The organism is Haladaptatus paucihalophilus DX253 (genome assembly GCF_000376445.1).
Lineage (GTDB): Archaea > Halobacteriota > Halobacteria > Halobacteriales > Haladaptataceae > Haladaptatus > Haladaptatus paucihalophilus.
The window spans coordinates 2888169-2905860 of the sequence record NZ_AQXI01000001.1; the positions used below are offsets into that span (position 1 = coordinate 2888169).

A 17692-nucleotide genomic window follows, 5' to 3' on the forward strand; every position below is an offset into this window, starting at 1 on the left:
CAATCGCGTGCCATGCGGTCTTCAATGCAAAGAGACCGATTAATATTCTTTCGGTGTCGCGCTGTACGTCTCAACCGATGTGAAGGTCACAACGAACTCCATGATTGTGTGAAAATATCATGACTATCCTTCACGTGGTGTGGTCGATGACGGACCGGACCGTGCGGTTGAGGGCGATTACTCCGGCGTACGGTCCCTATAACAAAGCCACACGGACGCGTTGGTTGTCCAACCGTGACCCCGAGAATGCAAGGAGAACTCGACCGACCGCGAGTGAAACGACTCCGATGCCCCCGATTCGAACGCCCCGGTCGTTCGTCGAACGTGTGTCCCTCCGTTTCTTCCGTTTCGAATGGCGACGAGTGACTCCCACCTCTCGAAACTGCTGTCGAGTTCGGTGCTCATCGTCGTCGGCGTCGTCGTCGCGTCCGTCGGTCGATTGATAGAACGCATCGTCATCGCCCACTGGTTCTCGCCGCAACTGTACGGCGAGGTGACCATCGCGCTCGCCATCATGACCATCGGAACGACGATTTCGCTCGTCGGGCTGAACGACGGGATTCCGCGGTTCGTCTCCCGGTACGACGACGCCCGGGACGTTCGCGGCGTGTGGCTGTTCGGCCTGGGGTTCGCGCTGGCCGTCAGCCTCGCCGTCAGCCTCGTCCTGTACCTGAACGTGAACCGCATCGCCATCGCGCTGTTCGAGACGAACGTCGCCCGCGAGTTGCTCCGCCTGTTCGTCCTCACGATTCCGGTCAGCGTCGGCCTGACCGTCGGCGTGAGCGCGCTCCGGGGGATGGAGAACACGCGCTACAAACTGTACACGAAGGATTTCCTCCATCCCTGCCTCCGCATCGTCCTGCTCGTCGCGCTGGTCGCGGGCGGTTTCGACCTCGTGTCGGTGGGGTACGCCTACTTCGCCGCCACGCTAGCAACGCTCCTCGTCGTCTACCTCCTCTCGAACCGCCTCGTCCGTCTCGTCGGACCGGTTCGGACCCACACCCGCGAACTGCTCACCTACTCGGCACCCCTCATCGTGACGATGGTGCTCTCCATCCTGTTGACGCGGATGGACACCCTCATGCTCGCCCAGTTTCGCACCTCGAACGAGGTCGGCGTGTACAACGCGGCGTACCCGCTGGCGAACAGCCTGCTCATGGTCATCTCCTCGTTCGGCTACCTCTACCTGCCGCTCACGTCCCGCCTCGACGCGGACGGCGAACGCGAGGAGGTGACGAGTATCTATCGCATCACGACGAAGTGGATTTACGTCCTCACCTTCCCCGCCTTTCTCGTATTCACCGTCTTCCCGGACGACGTGCTCTCGCTCTTCTTCGGGTCCGGATACACGGGCGGCGGTATCGTCCTCGCGCTCCTCTCGGTCGGTTTCTTCACGAGCGCGGCGGCGGGGAGAAACCGAACGACGCTGGCCGCGCTCGGCCACACGAAGGCCATCCTCGGGGTAGATATCCTCACGCTCGCGCTCAACTTCGCCGTGAACCTCCTCCTGATTCCGACGTACGGGATGGTCGGTGCCGCGGTCGCGTCGTCGGGGGCCTACGTCGTCCGCAACCTCGCGCTCAACGTCGTCCTCCTGACCAAGTGCGGAATTACCCCGTTCTCCACGCACACGAACCGGACGTACATCGTCCTGCCGCTCGTCCTGTTTCCCGTCGGTCTCCTCGCGGGGCGCTGGCTGACGCTCTCCCTGCTGACGCTCCCCGTCTTCCTGGTCTGCACCGGACTCGTCGGCCTCGCCGCCGTCACCCTCGCCGGTGGTCTCCAACCGGAAGACGGCGCGTTCATCGAGTTCATCGAGGGGGCGCTCGGCGTCGAAGTCCCCGCGATTCAACGCTACGTCCCGATGCAGGGCGAGTGACGGGACTCGGACGAGCGCCGGACCGTCAAACGAACACCCGACCCGAAGCGGGAATACTAAATTTTACTGTATTTCACCGATTTGTACATTATGATACTATTTGATACCGAATTCTACTGAACTCCATCAAATTCTACTGACTCGATGAGATATCCACTAAATCGAACAGATAGACACCAAACCAAACGGGGTGGCACCGAATCGGACTATCGACTTCGATAGAGAACGGCGCGATGCCACCACGCTCCGGTGTCCCTCGAATCGTTGCCACTGCCGACAGCCTTTTGACCTCGGTGGCGTTACGGGGATTATGGTCGCACAGACGATGGATCGCGTTCCGCGAGAACAGTAATCGACTACTTCTGACTGCGAGAGGTGATAGTACATGCTAGCCAGTAGTCACGCCCTCGCTCGAACGGGCCTCGACGCCGCCGCGCTCAAACCCGCAGAGTGTGACGTGCGTCGGGCACACTCGATGCCGTTCGAGACGGTGACGATAGATTACGAGGGCCGCGAGCACCTTCCCGACACGGAGACGCTCCGCGAACTGGCGGCGGAGAAAAACGTGCTGATGACCGTCCCCGTCCGGGCGGACGGGTTCGACCCGCTCGGCGACGACTCGCTGTTCGGCCGACTGCCGGACGGCGTCGGAACGGTGTTCGTCGCCGGACACTCGGCCTATCTCACCGAGGACGAACGGAGTCGGGCGATAGCGCCTCGACTCGGGGCCGCGCTGGAGCGGTCCCCTGACGGGTGGGTCGGCACGGAGGGTATCGAACGCGTCGCCACGGCGACGGGGGCGACGCAGTTCGAACTGCTGTCCCGCTCGACGACCCGCGACGTGCGCGCACTTCGCGCCGCCGGGTTCGACGGGACGGTCGCGGTGTACGCGCCGACCGTCCTCACCGACGACGAGGACGCGATACTCGACGCGGTGGGCGCGTACGTCGCCCGGCGCAAACCCGTGGCGCGGGCGCTCCCTGACGATGCGCCGACGGATGCCAGCGCCGACGGTCGCGCTCGGAACGTGCTCTCCGCGGCGAGCCGCGACTTCGCGCTCGTCGGGACGGCCACCGAGGTCGGCGAGCGGGTCGAGGAACTGAAGGCGGCCGGCGTGGACCTCGTGGTCGGCTATCCCGCCCGGGGCATCGACTCGTTCCTCGACCGCTAAGCTTTTTCGCGGTCTTCGGCCGCGTTTCCGCTCGCCGCGAGCGTTGCCCGTTCGCCGCGACACCCAGTTACAAATACCGCGACTGCAATCACAGCGTCATGAGTCGACTTGCCGAAGAGACGACGACCACGGCCCGCGATGCGCTCTCGGACGTGGACGTTGCACTGCTCCCGACGGGAAGCGTCGAACAACACGGCCCCGCCCTCCCGCTCGGTACGGATTTCATGGCGGCACAGGCCGTCGCGGGCACGCTCGGGGACCGCGAGAACGTCGTTCTCCTCCCGACGGTTCCGGTCGGAGTCAGCGAACACCATCGCCAGTTCGACGGCACCCTCTGGACCGACCCGGCGACGTTCGAGGACTACGTGACGGACATCGTGTCCAGCATCGCCAGCCACGGCGTGCAGAAGGTCGTCATCGTGAACGGTCACGGCGGTAACGACGGCGCGCTCCGGCGCGTCGCACGCCGGGTCCGCCGCGAGGAAGTGGCCTACGCCGTTCCGTGGAACTGGTGGGGCGGAATCGGTGACGTGCTCGAAGACGAGTTCGGGATGGGAATCACGCACGCCGACGAGATAGAGACGAGCATGCTCCTCGAAGTCGCCGAGGAACTCGTCCGCGAGGCGGCGCTCGAAGCGGCCGAGGCGGGCGCGAACGACGCGTGGGGCGAGGACGTCCACGGCGCGAACGTCGGCTTCGATACGGCCGACTTCTCCGAGAGCGGTGTCGTCGGCCAGCCGACCAGGGGGTCGCGGGAGGCCGGTGCGCGACTGCTCGACGCATCGAGCGACGAACTCGCCGCGCTGGTCGAGTGGCTCGGTGAGCAGGATATCGACCACCTCTGGCCCGAGGACCACCGATGAACGTCGGTATCGTCGGCGGCGGTGCCGTCGGGTTGACGGCCGCGCGGGACCTCGCTGTCCGCGGAGCCGACGTGACGCTGTTCGAGGCGGGGACGATTCCGAACGAGGGGGAGAGCACCGCCAGAGCGGCGGGCGTGCTCTACGACGCCTTCGCAGCCCCGGAGGACGCCCGCGTCGGTGCGCGCGCCATCGAACGCTTCCGCGAGTTCTCGGGCACCGGCGGATTCGAGTTCGTAGAGACGCCCTACGTCTGGTTCGCACGCACGGGCGACGAGAAGCGCGCGGCGGCCATCCGCGAGCAGGTGCCTCGGATGCGCGAACACGGGCGAGACGTCGCGTTCATCCACGCCTCGGAACTCGAAGAGCGGTACCCGGCGCTGAACGCCGAGGACATCGGCGTCGCCGCCATCGCTCGGAACACCGGGCGAACCGACCCCGGAAGCTACGCGCGGATGATGGCCGCGGAAGCCGAGAAGAACGGCGCGGAGATTCGAACCGAGACCGAGGTTCGCGTCCGACTCGACGGCACGGCGGCCGACGGGAAACCCCAGATTTTCCCGGACGACGACCACGGCGAACCGTTCGACGCCATCGTCGTCGCGGCGGGCGCACACACGAAACGCGTGCTGGCGGAGGCGGGAATTCCCGTCGCGCTCAAACCCTACCGCGTGCAGGCGCTCACCTGTGCGTTCGACGCCGACACGCCGATGCTGTACGACGCCACGGAGGGCTACTACCTTCGTCCGCATCCCGAGGGTCTGCTCGCCGGTGACGGAACGGAGGAAGTCGAAAGCGATCCGACCGACTGGAAACACGCGAGCGATGCCGCGTTCGAAACGGCGATGCACGAACGCCTCGCCCATCGGCTCGATTTCGAGGCGGACGACCCGACCATCGAGCGAGCGTGGGCGGGCCTCTGCACCGCAACGCCCGACTACGACCCGCTTCTCGGGGAACTCCGACCGAACTGCTACGTCGCCGCTGGCTGGCAGGGCCACGGATTCATGCGTTCTCCCGCGCTCGGCGAAGCCATCGCGGAGGACGTGCTCGGCGAGGGCGGCATCCCCGAGTTCGACCCGAAGCGCTTCACCGGCGACGAGGAGTTCGAAATCGTGGAAGGGATGGCCGTCGACTGAGGAACTCGAAAGAGAAGTGTCGTCAAAAATGGAATCGTCGGGAACAGAGACGTATCGAAAACGGAGACGCGTCGGAAACTGAGACGTATCGAAAGCCGCTCTTCACTCGGCTTTCGGCACCGTGACTTGGAGGGTGCCCGAGTCGGTCAGCGTCGCCGTCGCTTTTTTCGGGTCGACTTCGGCGTCCGCCGGGAGTTCGACCTGTCCGTCGAGGGACATCCCGCGGCCGGGGAACACCATGTCGAATCCCTCGTGGAAGTCTCGGAACCGGTCGATTCGAACGAGGACGGAATCCCGGACGAACCGGACCTGCACGTCGCTGCCGGTCGCTCCCGCCGCGTCGAAGACGATGAGATAGGCGTCCTCGCTTTCGAGCAGGTCGGACGGAATCGGCCGGGATTCCTGTACTTTGCTCGCGGCGCGGCCGACTTTCGACGCGACGGCCGTCACGGTTGAGCGCCCGAGGTCGCGGAGCGTCATAGTTCGATTGCTTCGAGGCAGTCGGTTTCTCCACAGTACGGGCACTGGAAGTCGTTCACGCCGACGTCATCCGGCATGTCGTAGGTGTAGTGCATCTCGAACATGTCCAGTTCGCAGCCGTCGTCCGTGCATTTGACCTCAAGCGTCGCGGGCATACGCGACGATACGTCCCGGACGAAAATAAACGCGCGGACTTCGACCAGAATTTGCGTCGCCATGAACTGGGTTTGGTTCCGAGGTCACACTGACCGTTGCTACGGAGCAGACGTTAAGAGCCCCCACCCGCTACCGCACCGCAACCGCGACAACCACATCCTCTCCAACCGATTCACTCCACTTCGTTCCGTTCATCCCTCGCGCGACTTCACCGGGACGACGCCGCCGGAGGCGGGTTCGCGGTTACACCGCTCACCCAGAGGTTTCTCCGAAACCTCGCTGGCCGCGTCGTCCCGCCAGCGCGCGCCACAGTGGAACGGTAGAAGGGGTCTCGTCACGGTGTGTCGGTCGTCGTTTCGTGGCAACCGACGCGAGAAACCACCTCCGCGCTATCGTAGCGGGTAGTCACCGTTTTATCCGTCCGGTCGCAAAAGCGGGTATGACCGACCCCGCGACCCTCGACGTGACGCTCGTGGACGGCTACGTCGACGAACCGGCTCACTTCGGCGTGCCGCCGTACATCTCGACGTACCCGCGCTACACCGCCGGGGCGCTCGTGGATGCGGGGGTGCCGGAGGAACGGATCACGTACCACACCATCGACGAACTCCGGGAGGACAACGCGAAGTGGGCGGACGTGGCCGATGCCGACCTGTTCGTCTACATCGGCGGGATGACCGTTCCCGGCAAGTACGTCGGCGGGACGCCCGCCGAACCGGACGAGGTGCGGAAGATGGCGTGGACCGCCGACGGGATCAGTTTGATGGGCGGTCCCGTGAAGTTCGGCGTCGGGGACGAGAACGCGGGCGGAACCCAAACGGAGCGCGACGACCTCGACTTCGATTTCGTGGCGAAGGGCGACGTGGAAGCCGCCGCCTTCGACCTCGTGGACAGCGGTTTGGAGGGTTACAACAATCGGATGCGGGACAACGAGGAGGTGGACCGCTGGGCGGAAGCGGGCGCGTTCGTGGTCGAACAGCACCCCAACCATCCCGACTACCTCATCTGCGAGATGGAGACCTCGCGCGGGTGTCCCTACCGCTGCTCGTTCTGCACGGAACCGCTGTACGGCAACCCGTCGTTCCGCGAACCCCAGTCCGTCGTCGCGGAGGTGGACGGCCTCTCGAACCGCGGCGTCCGCCACTTCCGACTGGGGCGACAGGCCGATATCCTCGCCTACGGCGGGGACGGCGAGAAGCCGAACCCGGACGCGCTCCGCGAGTTGTACGGCGGGATTCGTGAAGTCGCGCCGGACCTCGGGACGCTCCACCTCGACAACATGAACCCCATCACCATCGTCGAGTGGCCCGAACCGTCCCGCGAGGGGATTCGCGTCATCGCCGAGCACAACACGCCCGGCGACACCGCCGCGTTCGGTCTCGAATCCGCGGACCCGGTGGTGCAGGAGCAGAACAACCTGAACGTCACCGCCGAGGAGTGTTTCGAGGCGGTGAAAATCGTCAACGAGGAGGCGGGCTGGCGACCCGGAGAATCGCCCGACGACGCTCCGACGCACGGCCCGGACGCCGCGAACCGACTGCCGAAACTGCTCCCCGGAATCAACCTGCTTCACGGCCTGAAGGGCGAGCGAAAAGAGACGTTCGACCACAACCGCGAGTTCCTCCAGCGCGTCTACGACGAGGGGCTGATGCTCCGCCGGGTGAACATCCGGCAGGTCATGGCGTTCTCGGGCACGGAGATGAACTCGGTGGGGACGGACATCGCCGACGACCACAAACGACTGTTCAAGCAGTACAAGAGCGAGGTCCGCGAGAAGATAGACAACCCGATGCTCCAGCGGGTCGCCCCGCCGGGGACCGTGCTGCCGAACGTCCACCTCGAATACCACAAGGACGGGCGAACCTTCGGACGCCAGTTGGGGACCTATCCACTCTTGGTCGGGATTCCGGGCGAGCGCGAACTCGGCCGAACCATCGACGTGGCCGTCGTGGACCACGGCTATCGCTCCGTCACTGGCGTGCCGTACCCGCTGGACGTGAACAGCGCGACGATGGACGAACTCACCGCGATTCCCGGTCTCGGCAAACAGCGCGCCGGAAACGTCATCGTCAACCGCCCCTACGAGACGCCGGACGACCTCGCCGAGACGGTGGACGTGGACCTCAGCAAGTACGCCGGGGCGAGCGTCTCCAGAAACGCGGACTGACCGACGACGATTTTCACAGCGACCGAGCGTCGGCGGCGAGCGAAGCGAGCCGCGGATTCGAGGGAGCGGTAGGCCGGTGACACACCCACCAGAAATCGGCCGGTGACACACCCGCTAGTGACCAGCGGTTCCACCGCGAGTGAGGAACGAACGAGCGGGCCGCCGCTTTCATTTTACATTGGAAGAGCTTCGCTCTTCCATGCGCCATTCAAGCGGCGTGCTTTTGGTCGAGCTTTTTATCGAAGGTCGCGAGCGACCCTCGATAAAAGGTCGTTTAGAACTCTTCTTCGATGATTTCGCCGACGGCGAAGTTCGACTTGACTTCCGTGATTTCGACCTTTACGCGCTCGCCGATTTCCGCGCCGGGGACGATGATGACGTAACCCCGCTCGACGCGGGCGATACCGTCGCCCTGCTTGCCGATGTCCTCGACTTCGACGTAGCGGATTTCTCCGGCCTCGACGGGTGGCTGTGGTTCCGACGAGACGGAGCCGGTGTTGGCACTCGATTGTGTTGTCGTCGTCGCTGTTTGCTCGTCGTCCGATTCTTCTTCCGTCTCCCGCGAGATAAGCGCGACACGGTAGGTTTCTCCCGGTTCGACTGAACCCGTGTCGATTTCACGTCGTGGAACTGAGACGACATACTCGTCGCCTTTGAGAGTAACATCAGCGCTGAACAGACACAGGAGCTTGTCAGAGATTTCCAAGGGTCGTAGACCTCCACATGAATCCAAGTAGTCAACCATTATAGAATTATCGAACACCAGCTTTTGCTGCGGTCAGGAGCCGAATCCGGCGCTATTAGCGCCGGATTCGGCCTTCCTTCCTGGCAAAATCTGGACCAAAAGCCGTCGTCACCTCCGTCCGTCGTGCCAAGGGCACTCCGTTGGTCGCTCCTCGGCCCGGAAAATCTCCGATTTTCCGGAGGGTTGCTAGCTTCCACGGTTGTGTCACCGGCGGGTTTCCGATGGTTGCATCACCGGCCGGTTTCTGGCGGCTGTATCACCGGCCTATCGCTCGCGGCGGCGCTCACTCCGTTCGCGTCTGCCGCTCGCTGTCGGAGGGTGTCGTCCTCTCGGGGATGTCCTCAGCTTTCGTACGCTGTTCCGTCGGGGTTCTTCGCGCCTTCCGAGTCGTGAACGACGATTTCGCCCGGGTCGGGGTTCGCGGGGTCGTAGTTGTCGCGCACGCCGATGGCCTCTTCGAGTTCGCGGACGGCACGTTCCTTGAGCGCCGCCGCGAGTTCTTCGGCGTGTTCTCTGTCGATGTTGCGGCCGAGGCCCTCGCACTCGTGGGCGCGGACGACTCCCGACTCGTCCACGGGGTCGCCCATCGGCTGGCTCGTCCCGCCGAGCGCCACGCTGAAGGGGTACGTCCGGCAGATGAGCGGTCGGTCGGGGTGGACCGAACACGCTCCGATTCCGTCCTCGTAAAACCGACAGTCGCCGCAGTCGTCGGTCTGGAGCGCCCACTCGAACGTCTCGCCGCCGTCCTCGGTCAGACCGAAGGGCATGGGTCGGGCCACGTCCCGAAAGTCGTACTCGGTCGTCTCCTGCAATTCGCGCACTTCGTCGGGGAAGACGGTCGCAGTGTGCGGGTCGTCTGCTTCGCTCGTACAGCAGGCACCACAGCGCGTGCACTCGAACCCGATGTCCTCGATCGCGTCCGCGAGGTCGGTTACGTCGAGCGACTTCGCCCGTTCCAGTTCGGCTTCGAGAGTTTCCACGGCGTGATGGTTCGCGTGCGGAGGGAAAACGGTTGTGGGCTTTTTCTTTCACGTCGAACGAGCGCGTTCGCCATCCCACGTGACGTCCCCTTCGACGGCCAACTTTTCGAGGTGGGCCGCCACGGTTTTCTCCGCGAACTCCCTGACGGCGCTGATGTCCTTGTCGTAGGCGGCGTCCGTCACCGAAGGAAGCGTCCGGGCACCGCTTCGAACCGCGTCGAGCACGCGCTCTTCGCGGTGCAGTCGGTGGTCGATGAGTCGTCGAATCGTCCGTCGCGGGTTCTCGATGGCGGGGCCGTGGCCCGGATGGAGCACCGCGGGATTCCGCGCGTACAGTCGCCGGAGCGAGGTCAGGTAGGCGCGCAAGTCGCCCTCCCCGGCGGCGACCACGACGCTCCCGTCCGCGACGGCGAGGTCGCCTGCGACGATTTCGCGGTCCGTGGCGAACGCAACGTGGTCGGGGGCGTGTCCCGGCGTTTCGATGACGGTCAGCGGGCCGACGGTCGTCCCCCCGCGGAACGTTCGGTCCGGGGCGACGCCCGTGGCGCGCTCGAAGCGCTCCTCGCGGCCCTGTCGCGCCCAGACGGTCGCATCGCAGGCGTCGGCGTAATGCGCGACGCCGCCCACGTGGTCGGGATGGGTGTGCGTGAGGACGACGTGTTCGACGCCACCGACCGCCCGGTCGAGTTCGGCCGTCCGCCCCGCCGGGTCGATGAGAACGGTATCGACGACGTAGGCGTTCGTCTCCCCGTGCGGGGCCAGCGTCTCGGTGGGGACGGTGATAGCGTTCACGTCCGCGGCGAGGAACGCCAGCGACAAAAGTCGTTCGTGGTCACGACGGCGGAAGACGACGGGAAAAACGTCCGAAAACCGATGGCGAGAAAACCGGGAGGTGGGAGCCGGGAGGTGGGAGGTGGGAAGCGAACGGATCAGTTGTTCAGGAGGTAAACTTGCTTCCGTGCGTCGCGGAAACTGTGACGCGAGACGATGAGGTCTTGTTCTTCGAGTCGGGTCAGCGCGTAGCGGACGGTCCGGTCGGGGAGAAGGGATTCCTCGGCGAGTTCGCCTTGCGTCAGCGGTTCTTCGGTCTCCAGAACCTTGGCGACGAGTTTGGCGCTGGGGGGGAGTTCGCGGAGTCGTTCACGGAAATCGCGCGCTGGTTCTGCTACAGTCGTGCTCATGTATATCATGCGACCACGGCATGGTGGTAAACGTTGGCTATAGGTGTGTTCATACAATATCCACACCTTAAACGTCATAATATCACATTTAGTCAGAGTGATACGTCGGGGGGAAGGTACAGGATTCTTCCCGACGTGAACCCGCTATGGAATCGATACCCGAGGAGTTTCGAGACTTGTTCGAGCGAAAAACGTTCGCCAACTTCGCGACCGTCATGCCGGACGGAACACCGCAGGTGACGCCCGTTTGGGTCGGCTACGACGGCGACCACCTCCTCGTGAACACCGCCGAAGGTCGCCAGAAGGAGCGAAACGTACAGCGAAACCCGAAGGTCGGCCTTTCCATCATCGACCCGGACGACCCGTACCGGTTCGTCTCGGTTCGCGGCGAAGTCGAGGAGGTCACCGAGGACGGCGCGGTAGACCACATCAACGAACTCACCCGACGGTACATGGACCGCGATGAGTACCCGAACCTCGGTGAGGAGGACGGTCCGCGGGTCATCATTCGGATTCGTCCCGACCGCGTGGTCACGGGGGGATGAACCGACGGGCGGATAGGTCGATATACGGAGAGACCGACGGGCGGATAGGTCGATATACGGAGAGACCGACGGGCAAATCGGCCGACGCGCGACGAGTGGTTACCGTCGTCGGTCGGTTTTCGGCGGTCCGCTGTGGCGGTTGTACTGTCCGAGGACGCACCCGCAGTCCGGGCAGTGAACGACGATGACTCTCTCGTATTCGTGACGAACGAGGTCGTCCGCGGTGAACTCGCCGTCACAGTGGTTACAGGTCGGCATTCGAAACCCCGCATAGGGTACGCGCCGGACGTGCAAAGGCGTTCCCCCGTCCGTCTATCCACTTCCAGTACCGTTTTATCCCTCGGGTGAGGTTCTTCGGACGAAGAAAGTGTGAAGGGACAGGAGTGGTATCAGGCTACGGAGGTGGCCGAGGAATACGAAGAGAAGCGATTCTCCCGTGGCGGTAGACTCATCGACCGCCGCGAGAAGCAAGCCGTCCTCGACGCTATCGGTCCGGTCGAGGGAAAACGCGTTCTCGAAATAGCCTGCGGAACCGGCCGGTTTACCGTCATGCTCGCCGAGCGTGGCGCGGACATCGTTGGACTCGACATTTCGGCCGCGATGCTCCAACAGGGTCGTCACAAGGCTCGGAACGCCGGTGTCGCGGACCATCTGGAGTTCATGCGCGGCGACGCCGCCCGTCTTCCGTTCCCGGACGACCACTTCGACACCGTGTTCGCCATGCGGTTTTTCCACCTCGCGAACACGCCGGCCTCGTTCCTGAGCGAGATGCGTCGCGTTTCGAAGGATCAGGTTTTCTTCGATACGTTCGCTGGGCCGAGCACGCGAAGCCTCTACAACTGGTTGCTGCCGATGGGGTCGCGGTTGTACTCGCTCGAGGACGTCCAGAAGCTCCTCGGGGAGACAGGTCTGTCGCTGGTCGATTCCGACCACGACTGGGTACTCCCCTACGGCTTCTACCGAAAAATCCCCGACGTGGTGGCGTCGCGTATCCGGGATATGGACACCGCTATCGGTGACACGATGATCGGTGACCAACTCGCGTCCGTCTCCTACTGGAACACGAGCGTCGAGTGAGTCGGACGCGTGCCGAATTGCTTTTACGTACTCGGTATCTGAAAAGCGGATATGGACTTGTCCGTGGTGGTCCCGACGCTCAACGGTCGCGAACCCCTGAGCGACGCACTCGATGCCGTTACTCGATACGCACCCGATGCCGAGGTCGTCGTAGTCAACGGGCCCTCCGCGGACGGCACGTCCGGTATGGTCTGTAACCGCTCCGACGTGAGCGCGCTCGTCGAGATCTCCGACCGAAATTTGAACGTCGCGCGGAACGCCGGACTCGCCGAGTCGAGCGGCGAAGTCGTCGCGTTCATCGGGCAGGAAGTGACCGTCGAAGCCTCGTGGTACGACGGCATTAGGGACGAAATCGCGGACGGCGCGGACGTGGTAACAGGGCCGGTGCATCGAATGGTTCGGGCGGGAATGACCACCGAAACGGTCGAAACGCGGACGATAGCCGGACGCGACGTGACCTACTTTTCGGGCGAGAACGTGGCGTTCACCCGCGACGGCATCGAAGCGGTCGACGGCTTCGACGAGAACTTGGAAACCGGCGGCGCGCGCGACTGCGCCCATCGGCTCGCGGGACAGGAGCGGTCGATAACGTGGTCGCCCGACGTGGCCGTGTGCCGCGACGAGACCGACGAGAAGGGCGTCGAACGCGACTGGTGCACGAAATACCGCTCGCTCTCCTATCGTCTGGTGAAAAACTACGGCCCGCGGCTGACGGTGTTCAGGCGAACCTTCCACGACGCCATCCGTGACGCGCGAACCGCCGGGGTGGAGGTCGCCTCGGGCGAGACGAAACCGTCCCTCTGGGCGGGTTGCGGCAAAGAAGTGATTAAAGGAATCGCCGGTGGGACCAAAGACGGGTTCCTCGGACGGTTTCGCGACAGGAGCGAGGCGCGCAACCCCGCCGGACTCTCCTCGCGCGCCGACCGCGCCGTCGAACGCTACGACTGGCGCAACGTGGAACCAGAGGTCGAGTGACCGTCGCTACTCGTCGTACTCCGGTGCGAGGGCTTCGACGACGCGCGAGGGATTCTTGGTGAACACTTTTCGCATCGCGTCCTCGGGCACGTCGAGGGTGAGAATTTCCATCACGGCGACGTTCGGGTGGGCGTTCGGGGCACCGCTTCCGAACAGCACGCGGTCGGGGTGTTCCATGATGGCCCGCTCCATCTGCTCGCGGTAGCGGACGAAACTGGTGTCGAGATAGCAACTGTCGTAGGAGTCCAGCAGGTCGATGGCGTCCGCCATGAGGTCGCGGTTCAGCGGAAATCCGCCGAAGTGCGAGAGGATGACGGGAAAGGAACGGTCGAGCAGGGTGTCGGCCGCAGTTTCGGGGGAGAAACCTTCGCCCGCGTGGACGAGGACGGGAAGGTTCACGTCCTCCAGCCGGGAGAGCACGTCGTCGTCCGGCAGTCCGTCGCGCGTCGGGTCGAGTTTGAACCCGTGAAAGCGGTCGTCGTAGGCGTACTGCTCGATGTCGTCGGAAGAGGTGTGCCAGTCCTTCCGGCGCGACCTGAAGTTCCTGAGTCGTGCCGTGGCGCTCCCGTCGGGGTCACGCGGACCGTTGATTCGCGCGAACGCGAAAAACGGGCGCTCGACGCTCCGTCGGGCGACGGCGTTGTTCGCCCGGAGGTAGCTGTTTCCCTCCTGTGGCCCGGGGAACACGACCGCACTGACGACGCCCGCTTGGTGGAGTTCGCGCTCCAGTTTGTCGGGCGAGATGGCTCGTCCCCGCGCCGTCACGGACTCCTCGACGGGAAGCCGCGCGTGAACGTCCACCACACGAAACCGGTGCTCCAGTTCCAGCATCTGAAAATTTCTCGATGAGGGTCGGGCATGTATCTATCGGTCGATGGCCGCAACCGCGTCCCGTCCGGCGAACGGAGTAAAAAGATTTATATAGAACATCAATCATTCGTTATACGTATGTCAGAATCAGGCTTTGGACAGCGACGCATGGGCGGCCGACCGATGTTCATCCTCAGCGAGGGGACGGAACGGACGCAGGGTCGTGACGCTCAGTCCTCCAACATCTCCGCCGGTAAAGCGGTCAGCGAGGCCGTACGAACCACACTCGGTCCGCGCGGGATGGACAAGATGCTCGTCTCGGACGACGGCGACGTGGTCATCACGAACGACGGGGTGACGATTCTCGACTCGATGGACATCGAGCACCCCGCCGCCCAGATGATCGTCGAAGTCTCCCAGACACAGGAGGACGAAGTTGGCGACGGGACGACCACGGCGGCGGTGCTCGCCGGGGAACTCCTCGCAAAAGCCGAGAACCTGCTCGAACAGGACGTGCACGCGACGACCATCGTGGAAGGTTACGCTCGCGCCCGCGACATCGCGCTCGAAGCCGTGGACGACCTCGCGCTCGACGTCGATATCGACGACGACCTCCTGCAACAGGTCGCCGAATCCAGCATGACCGGCAAGGGAACCGGCGACATCACGACCGAGCGCCTCGCCGAAGTCGTCGTCAACGCTGTCCGCGGCGTCGAAGGCGACGAGGGAATCGACCGCGACGAGATTCGCGTCCTCACCCAAACCGGGTCGAGTTCCAGCGCCACGGAACTCATCGAGGGCATCGTCACCGACGCGGAACCCGCACACAAGAACATGCCGCGCTCGGTCGAGGACGCGACCATCCTCGCCACCGACGGTTCCTTCGGCGTCCGCGAAACCGAAATCGACGCCGAGTACTCCGTCGATAACGTCGAGCAACTCACCGCCGCGATGGACGCGGAAAACGACCAGCTCCGCGAACTCGCCGACGCCATCGCCGACGCCGGCGTCGATGTCGTCTTCTCGCACTCGTCCATCGAGGACCGCACCGCGGCGTACCTCGCCGAACACGGCATCCTCGCCTTCGAGGACGTGGACGACGACATGACGAGCGCCATCGCCCAGTCCACGGGCGGCAAGCGCACGGGCAAGCCTGACGACGTTGACGACGACGAACTCGGCCACGCCGACTCCATCCGCGTCGAGAAGTACGGCGACGAGGACCTCGTGTTCATCGAGGGTGCCGACGAGGCACAGTCCGTCACCGTCTTCGTCCGCGGCGGCACGGAACACGTCGTCGACGAACTGGAGCGCGCCATCGAGGACGCACTCGACGTCGTGTCCTCCGCCGTCGAAACCGAGAACGTCGTTCCCGGCGCTGGCGCGATCGAAACCAGCATCGCGGGCCGCGTCCGCGACGAGGCCGCGGGCATCGAGGGCCGCCAGCAGCTCGCCGTCGAGGCGTTCGCCGACGCCATCGAAGTCCTCCCGCGAACCCTTGCGGAGAACACCGGCATGGATCCCATCGACGCGCTCGTGGACCTCCGCGCCGCGAACGACGACGAGGAAGGCAGCGCGGGCATCATCTCCTCGGGCGAGACCGGGAAAATCGCGAACCCCGTCGAGGAAGGCGTCATCGACCCCGCCGCCGTCAAGGGTGAGGCCGTCGAGAGCGCCACCGAGTCCGCGACGATGATCGTCCGCATCGACGACGTTATCGCCGCCGAATAAGCGCGGTTTCCGCCCTCGACTTTCGATTTTTCGGAGCCCCGTCCGTCTCGACTCGTCCCGATCCGTTGCGACCGGAAGTAGCAAGTTCTAACCCCGACCGGTGTCAATTACCGCCGATGAGCGACCGCATCATCTCCAGCCGCCCTATCTTCCTCGCCACCGCGGTAACCGTCGTGCTCGCCGCCGGGGGTATCGGACTCACGGTCGGTGCGACCGGACAGAACCGCGGAAAGACGCTCTCGCTGTTCGGGCTCTCGCTGTTCGACATGAGTCCCGTCTCCATGGCCGTGTTCGGAATGGTGCTCACGACCGTCGTCCTCGTCCTGCTGTTCGCGCTCGTTTCGTTCGCCTCGCGCTTCGACAGCAACAGCGTGGCGTGAACGGACGACGGACCCGAGCGAGGTGATACGCCGTGACGTGAGACGGAAACCGTTTTTCCCATCGAAGAAGTTCCATTCGGTATGGCAACCGGAACCCGTTCGCGCACGTCGAAAAAAGGGGCCACGACCGGCGACCTGCTCGCCGTCGCGGCCACGATTCTGCTGGCGAACGTGCCGACGCTCTTCGCGTTCTACGTCATCCTCGACACGTACGACCCGCTGACGACCGACCTCTCGTTCGTCCAGTACGTCACGACGACGATGAGCGGCGCGGTCATCTTCGCCGTCCTCTGGACGGGCATCGTTTTCTTCGCCTACGGGCCGTCGCTGTCGCGGCGATGGAACGGCCGCTAACGGGGCAAAGACGCAAAATAATTCGATTTTCGTGCGGTTTTACGGCGCGATGGTGCCTTCTTCGGCGTCGAGCAGTTCGTGGTAGCGGTTGCGAATCGTGACCTCGCTGATGTTCGCCACGTCGCTGACCTCGCTCTGGGTGACTTTCTCGTTGGTCAGGAGCGCGGCGGCGTAGACGGCGGCCGCGGCGAGGCCGACGGGAGACTTTCCGCTGTGGAGGCCCTTCTCGGTCGCCGTGTCGAGCAACGAGCGGGCGCGGCGTTCGGTTTCGTCCGAGAGGTCGAGTTCCGAGGCGAAGCGCGGGACGTAGCTCTTCGGGTCGGCGGGTTCGATTTCGAGGCCGAGTTCGCGTGCGATGTAGCGGTAGGTGCGAGCGATTTCGTCCTTCTCGACGCGCGACACGGCCGTCAACTCGTCCAAGCTCCGCGGGGTTCGGGCCTGTCGCGCGGCGGCGTACAGCGCGCCGGTTGCGACGCCCTCGATGGAGCGCCCCGGTAGGAGGTCCTCGTCGAGTGCGCGGCGGTAGATGACGCTCGCGGTTTCCCGAACGGTATCGGGCAGGCCGAGCGAACTCGCCATGCGGTCGATTTCACCGAGGGCCTGCTTGAGGTTCCGTTCCTTGCTGTCGCGGGTGCGGAAGCGCTCGTTCCACTTGCGGAGTCGCTGCATCTTCTCGCGCTGGCGGGAACCGAGCGAGTTGCCGTAGGCGTCACGGTCGCGCCAGTCGATGTTGGTCGATAGGCCCTTGTCGTGCATCATGTTCGTCGTCGGCGCGCCGACGCGGGACTTCTGCTCGCGTTCGCTGGCGTCGAAGGCGCGCCACTCGGGGCCGCGGTCCACCGCATCCTCCTCGACGACGAGGCCGCAATCGTCACACACCCGCTCACCGCGCTCCTCGTCGGTGACGAGCGGGCCGCCACACTCGGGACACCGCTGTTGCTCGTCGGCTTGCGTCTTGGTTTGCTCACCGGTTGTTTCCGTTTCTTCGGTCGGTCGGGTACGTGTATCAGTCATGGCGTACTATCAGGAACATAGATAGAGGGTCATGGTGCACTACGAGAG

At 64.4% G+C, this 17692-nt stretch carries 20 protein-coding genes and 1 pseudogene; 11 read left to right on the forward strand and 10 right to left on the reverse strand.

The genetic code is table 11. From position 1 onward, the window contains the following. The first annotated feature begins 352 nt into the window (after positions 1 to 352). The 4 genes from B208_RS0115980 (at position 353) to B208_RS0115995 (ending at position 5049) form a co-directional block, all read left to right on the forward strand. Positions 353 to 1879: a flippase gene (locus tag B208_RS0115980; RefSeq protein WP_007981679.1), complete on the forward strand. Its 1527-nt coding sequence runs from the start codon at positions 353 to 355 to the stop codon at positions 1877 to 1879. 385 nt (positions 1880 to 2264) lie between these two features. After that, entirely contained in the window at positions 2265 to 3050 is a 786-nt protein-coding gene (locus B208_RS0115985; protein WP_007981678.1) for a DUF7388 family protein, read from the forward strand. Between the two features lie 98 nt (positions 3051 to 3148). Continuing rightward, on the forward strand, positions 3149 to 3913 hold the full coding sequence (locus B208_RS0115990) for a creatininase family protein (protein WP_007981677.1): 765 nt from the start codon (positions 3149 to 3151) through the stop codon (positions 3911 to 3913). After that, complete coding sequence (locus tag B208_RS0115995; protein ID WP_007981676.1) at positions 3910 to 5049, forward strand: NAD(P)/FAD-dependent oxidoreductase; 1140 nt, start codon at positions 3910 to 3912, stop codon at positions 5047 to 5049. Before B208_RS0115990 ends, B208_RS0115995 begins: the two co-directional genes overlap by 4 nt. 105 nt (positions 5050 to 5154) lie before the next feature. On the opposite strand, the pseudogene B208_RS0116000 reads toward B208_RS0115995, so the two are convergent. The 3 genes and pseudogenes from B208_RS0116000 to B208_RS23930 all read right to left on the reverse strand — a co-directional run. Next, positions 5155 to 5529, reverse strand: a pseudogene (locus B208_RS0116000) (Hsp20/alpha crystallin family protein); the annotation flags it as partial. Beyond that, positions 5526 to 5684, reverse strand: a complete 159-nt coding sequence (locus B208_RS24455; RefSeq protein ID WP_007981673.1) for a DUF7559 family protein — start codon at positions 5682 to 5684, stop codon at positions 5526 to 5528. The gene B208_RS24455 and the pseudogene B208_RS0116000, both read right to left, overlap by 4 nt. A 192-nt stretch (positions 5685 to 5876) precedes the next feature. Continuing rightward, positions 5877 to 6050, reverse strand: coding sequence for a hypothetical protein (locus B208_RS23930; protein WP_018128975.1), 174 nt, complete (start codon positions 6048 to 6050; stop codon positions 5877 to 5879). A gap of 74 nt (positions 6051 to 6124) precedes the next feature. Here B208_RS23930 and B208_RS0116015 point away from each other — a divergent pair, with 74 nt between their 5' ends. Beyond that, positions 6125 to 7852, forward strand: coding sequence for a radical SAM protein (locus B208_RS0116015; protein WP_007981669.1), 1728 nt, complete (start codon positions 6125 to 6127; stop codon positions 7850 to 7852). Positions 7853 to 8126: 274 nt separating this feature from the next. Here B208_RS0116015 and B208_RS0116020 read toward each other — a convergent pair whose 3' ends face one another. The 4 genes from B208_RS0116020 to B208_RS0116035 form a co-directional block, all read right to left on the reverse strand. Continuing rightward, positions 8127 to 8558, reverse strand: coding sequence for a TRAM domain-containing protein (locus tag B208_RS0116020; RefSeq protein ID WP_007981667.1), 432 nt, complete (start codon positions 8556 to 8558; stop codon positions 8127 to 8129). A 380-nt stretch (positions 8559 to 8938) separates the two neighbouring features. Then, positions 8939 to 9577, reverse strand: coding sequence for a YkgJ family cysteine cluster protein (locus B208_RS0116025; protein WP_007981665.1), 639 nt, complete (start codon positions 9575 to 9577; stop codon positions 8939 to 8941). Positions 9578 to 9625: 48 nt separating this feature from the next. Beyond that, complete coding sequence (locus tag B208_RS0116030) at positions 9626 to 10396, reverse strand: MBL fold metallo-hydrolase (RefSeq protein ID WP_007981663.1); 771 nt, start codon at positions 10394 to 10396, stop codon at positions 9626 to 9628. A gap of 110 nt (positions 10397 to 10506) precedes the next feature. After that, entirely contained in the window at positions 10507 to 10758 is a 252-nt protein-coding gene (locus B208_RS0116035) for a MarR family transcriptional regulator (protein ID WP_026177889.1), read from the reverse strand. 146 nt (positions 10759 to 10904) lie between these two features. On the opposite strand from B208_RS0116035, the gene B208_RS0116040 reads away from it, so the two are divergent. Then, complete coding sequence (locus B208_RS0116040; protein WP_007981659.1) at positions 10905 to 11303, forward strand: PPOX class F420-dependent oxidoreductase; 399 nt, start codon at positions 10905 to 10907, stop codon at positions 11301 to 11303. A gap of 99 nt (positions 11304 to 11402) precedes the next feature. Here the strand turns inward: B208_RS0116040 and B208_RS24460 are convergent, their stop codons facing one another. Further along, the gene (locus B208_RS24460) at positions 11403 to 11561 is read right to left on the reverse strand and encodes a hypothetical protein (RefSeq protein WP_007981657.1); all 159 of its coding nucleotides are present in this window, start codon (positions 11559 to 11561) and stop codon (positions 11403 to 11405) included. 111 nt (positions 11562 to 11672) lie between these two features. On the opposite strand from B208_RS24460, the gene B208_RS0116050 reads away from it, so the two are divergent. Together B208_RS0116050 and B208_RS0116055 are read left to right on the forward strand one after the other, a co-directional pair. Further along, on the forward strand, positions 11673 to 12380 hold the full coding sequence (locus tag B208_RS0116050) for a class I SAM-dependent methyltransferase (RefSeq protein WP_007981656.1): 708 nt from the start codon (positions 11673 to 11675) through the stop codon (positions 12378 to 12380). A 51-nt stretch (positions 12381 to 12431) separates the two neighbouring features. Continuing rightward, positions 12432 to 13355 (forward strand): glycosyltransferase family 2 protein, encoded by a 924-nt coding sequence (locus B208_RS0116055; RefSeq protein WP_007981654.1) that lies wholly within the window; start codon positions 12432 to 12434, stop codon positions 13353 to 13355. Between the two features lie 6 nt (positions 13356 to 13361). On the opposite strand, the gene B208_RS0116060 is transcribed toward B208_RS0116055, so the two are convergent. Next, positions 13362 to 14186: an amidohydrolase family protein gene (locus B208_RS0116060; RefSeq protein WP_007981652.1), complete on the reverse strand. Its 825-nt coding sequence runs from the start codon at positions 14184 to 14186 to the stop codon at positions 13362 to 13364. Positions 14187 to 14333: 147 nt separating this feature from the next. Here B208_RS0116060 and thsA point away from each other — a divergent pair, with 147 nt between their 5' ends. The 3 genes from thsA (at position 14334) to B208_RS0116075 (ending at position 16630) form a co-directional block, all read left to right on the forward strand. Further along, entirely contained in the window at positions 14334 to 15896 is a 1563-nt protein-coding gene (gene thsA / locus B208_RS0116065; protein WP_007981650.1) for a thermosome subunit alpha, read from the forward strand. A gap of 116 nt (positions 15897 to 16012) precedes the next feature. Further along, positions 16013 to 16276: a DUF7520 family protein gene (locus B208_RS0116070; protein WP_007981648.1), complete on the forward strand. Its 264-nt coding sequence runs from the start codon at positions 16013 to 16015 to the stop codon at positions 16274 to 16276. Between the two features lie 81 nt (positions 16277 to 16357). Continuing rightward, on the forward strand, positions 16358 to 16630 hold the full coding sequence (locus B208_RS0116075) for a hypothetical protein (RefSeq protein ID WP_007981646.1): 273 nt from the start codon (positions 16358 to 16360) through the stop codon (positions 16628 to 16630). A 39-nt stretch (positions 16631 to 16669) separates the two neighbouring features. On the opposite strand, the gene B208_RS0116080 is transcribed toward B208_RS0116075, so the two are convergent. Further along, positions 16670 to 17644 carry a transcription initiation factor IIB gene (locus tag B208_RS0116080; RefSeq protein WP_007981643.1) on the reverse strand — a complete coding sequence of 325 codons (975 nt, stop codon included), beginning with the start codon at positions 17642 to 17644 and terminating at the stop codon, positions 16670 to 16672. Positions 17645 to 17692: the final 48 nt, after the last annotated feature.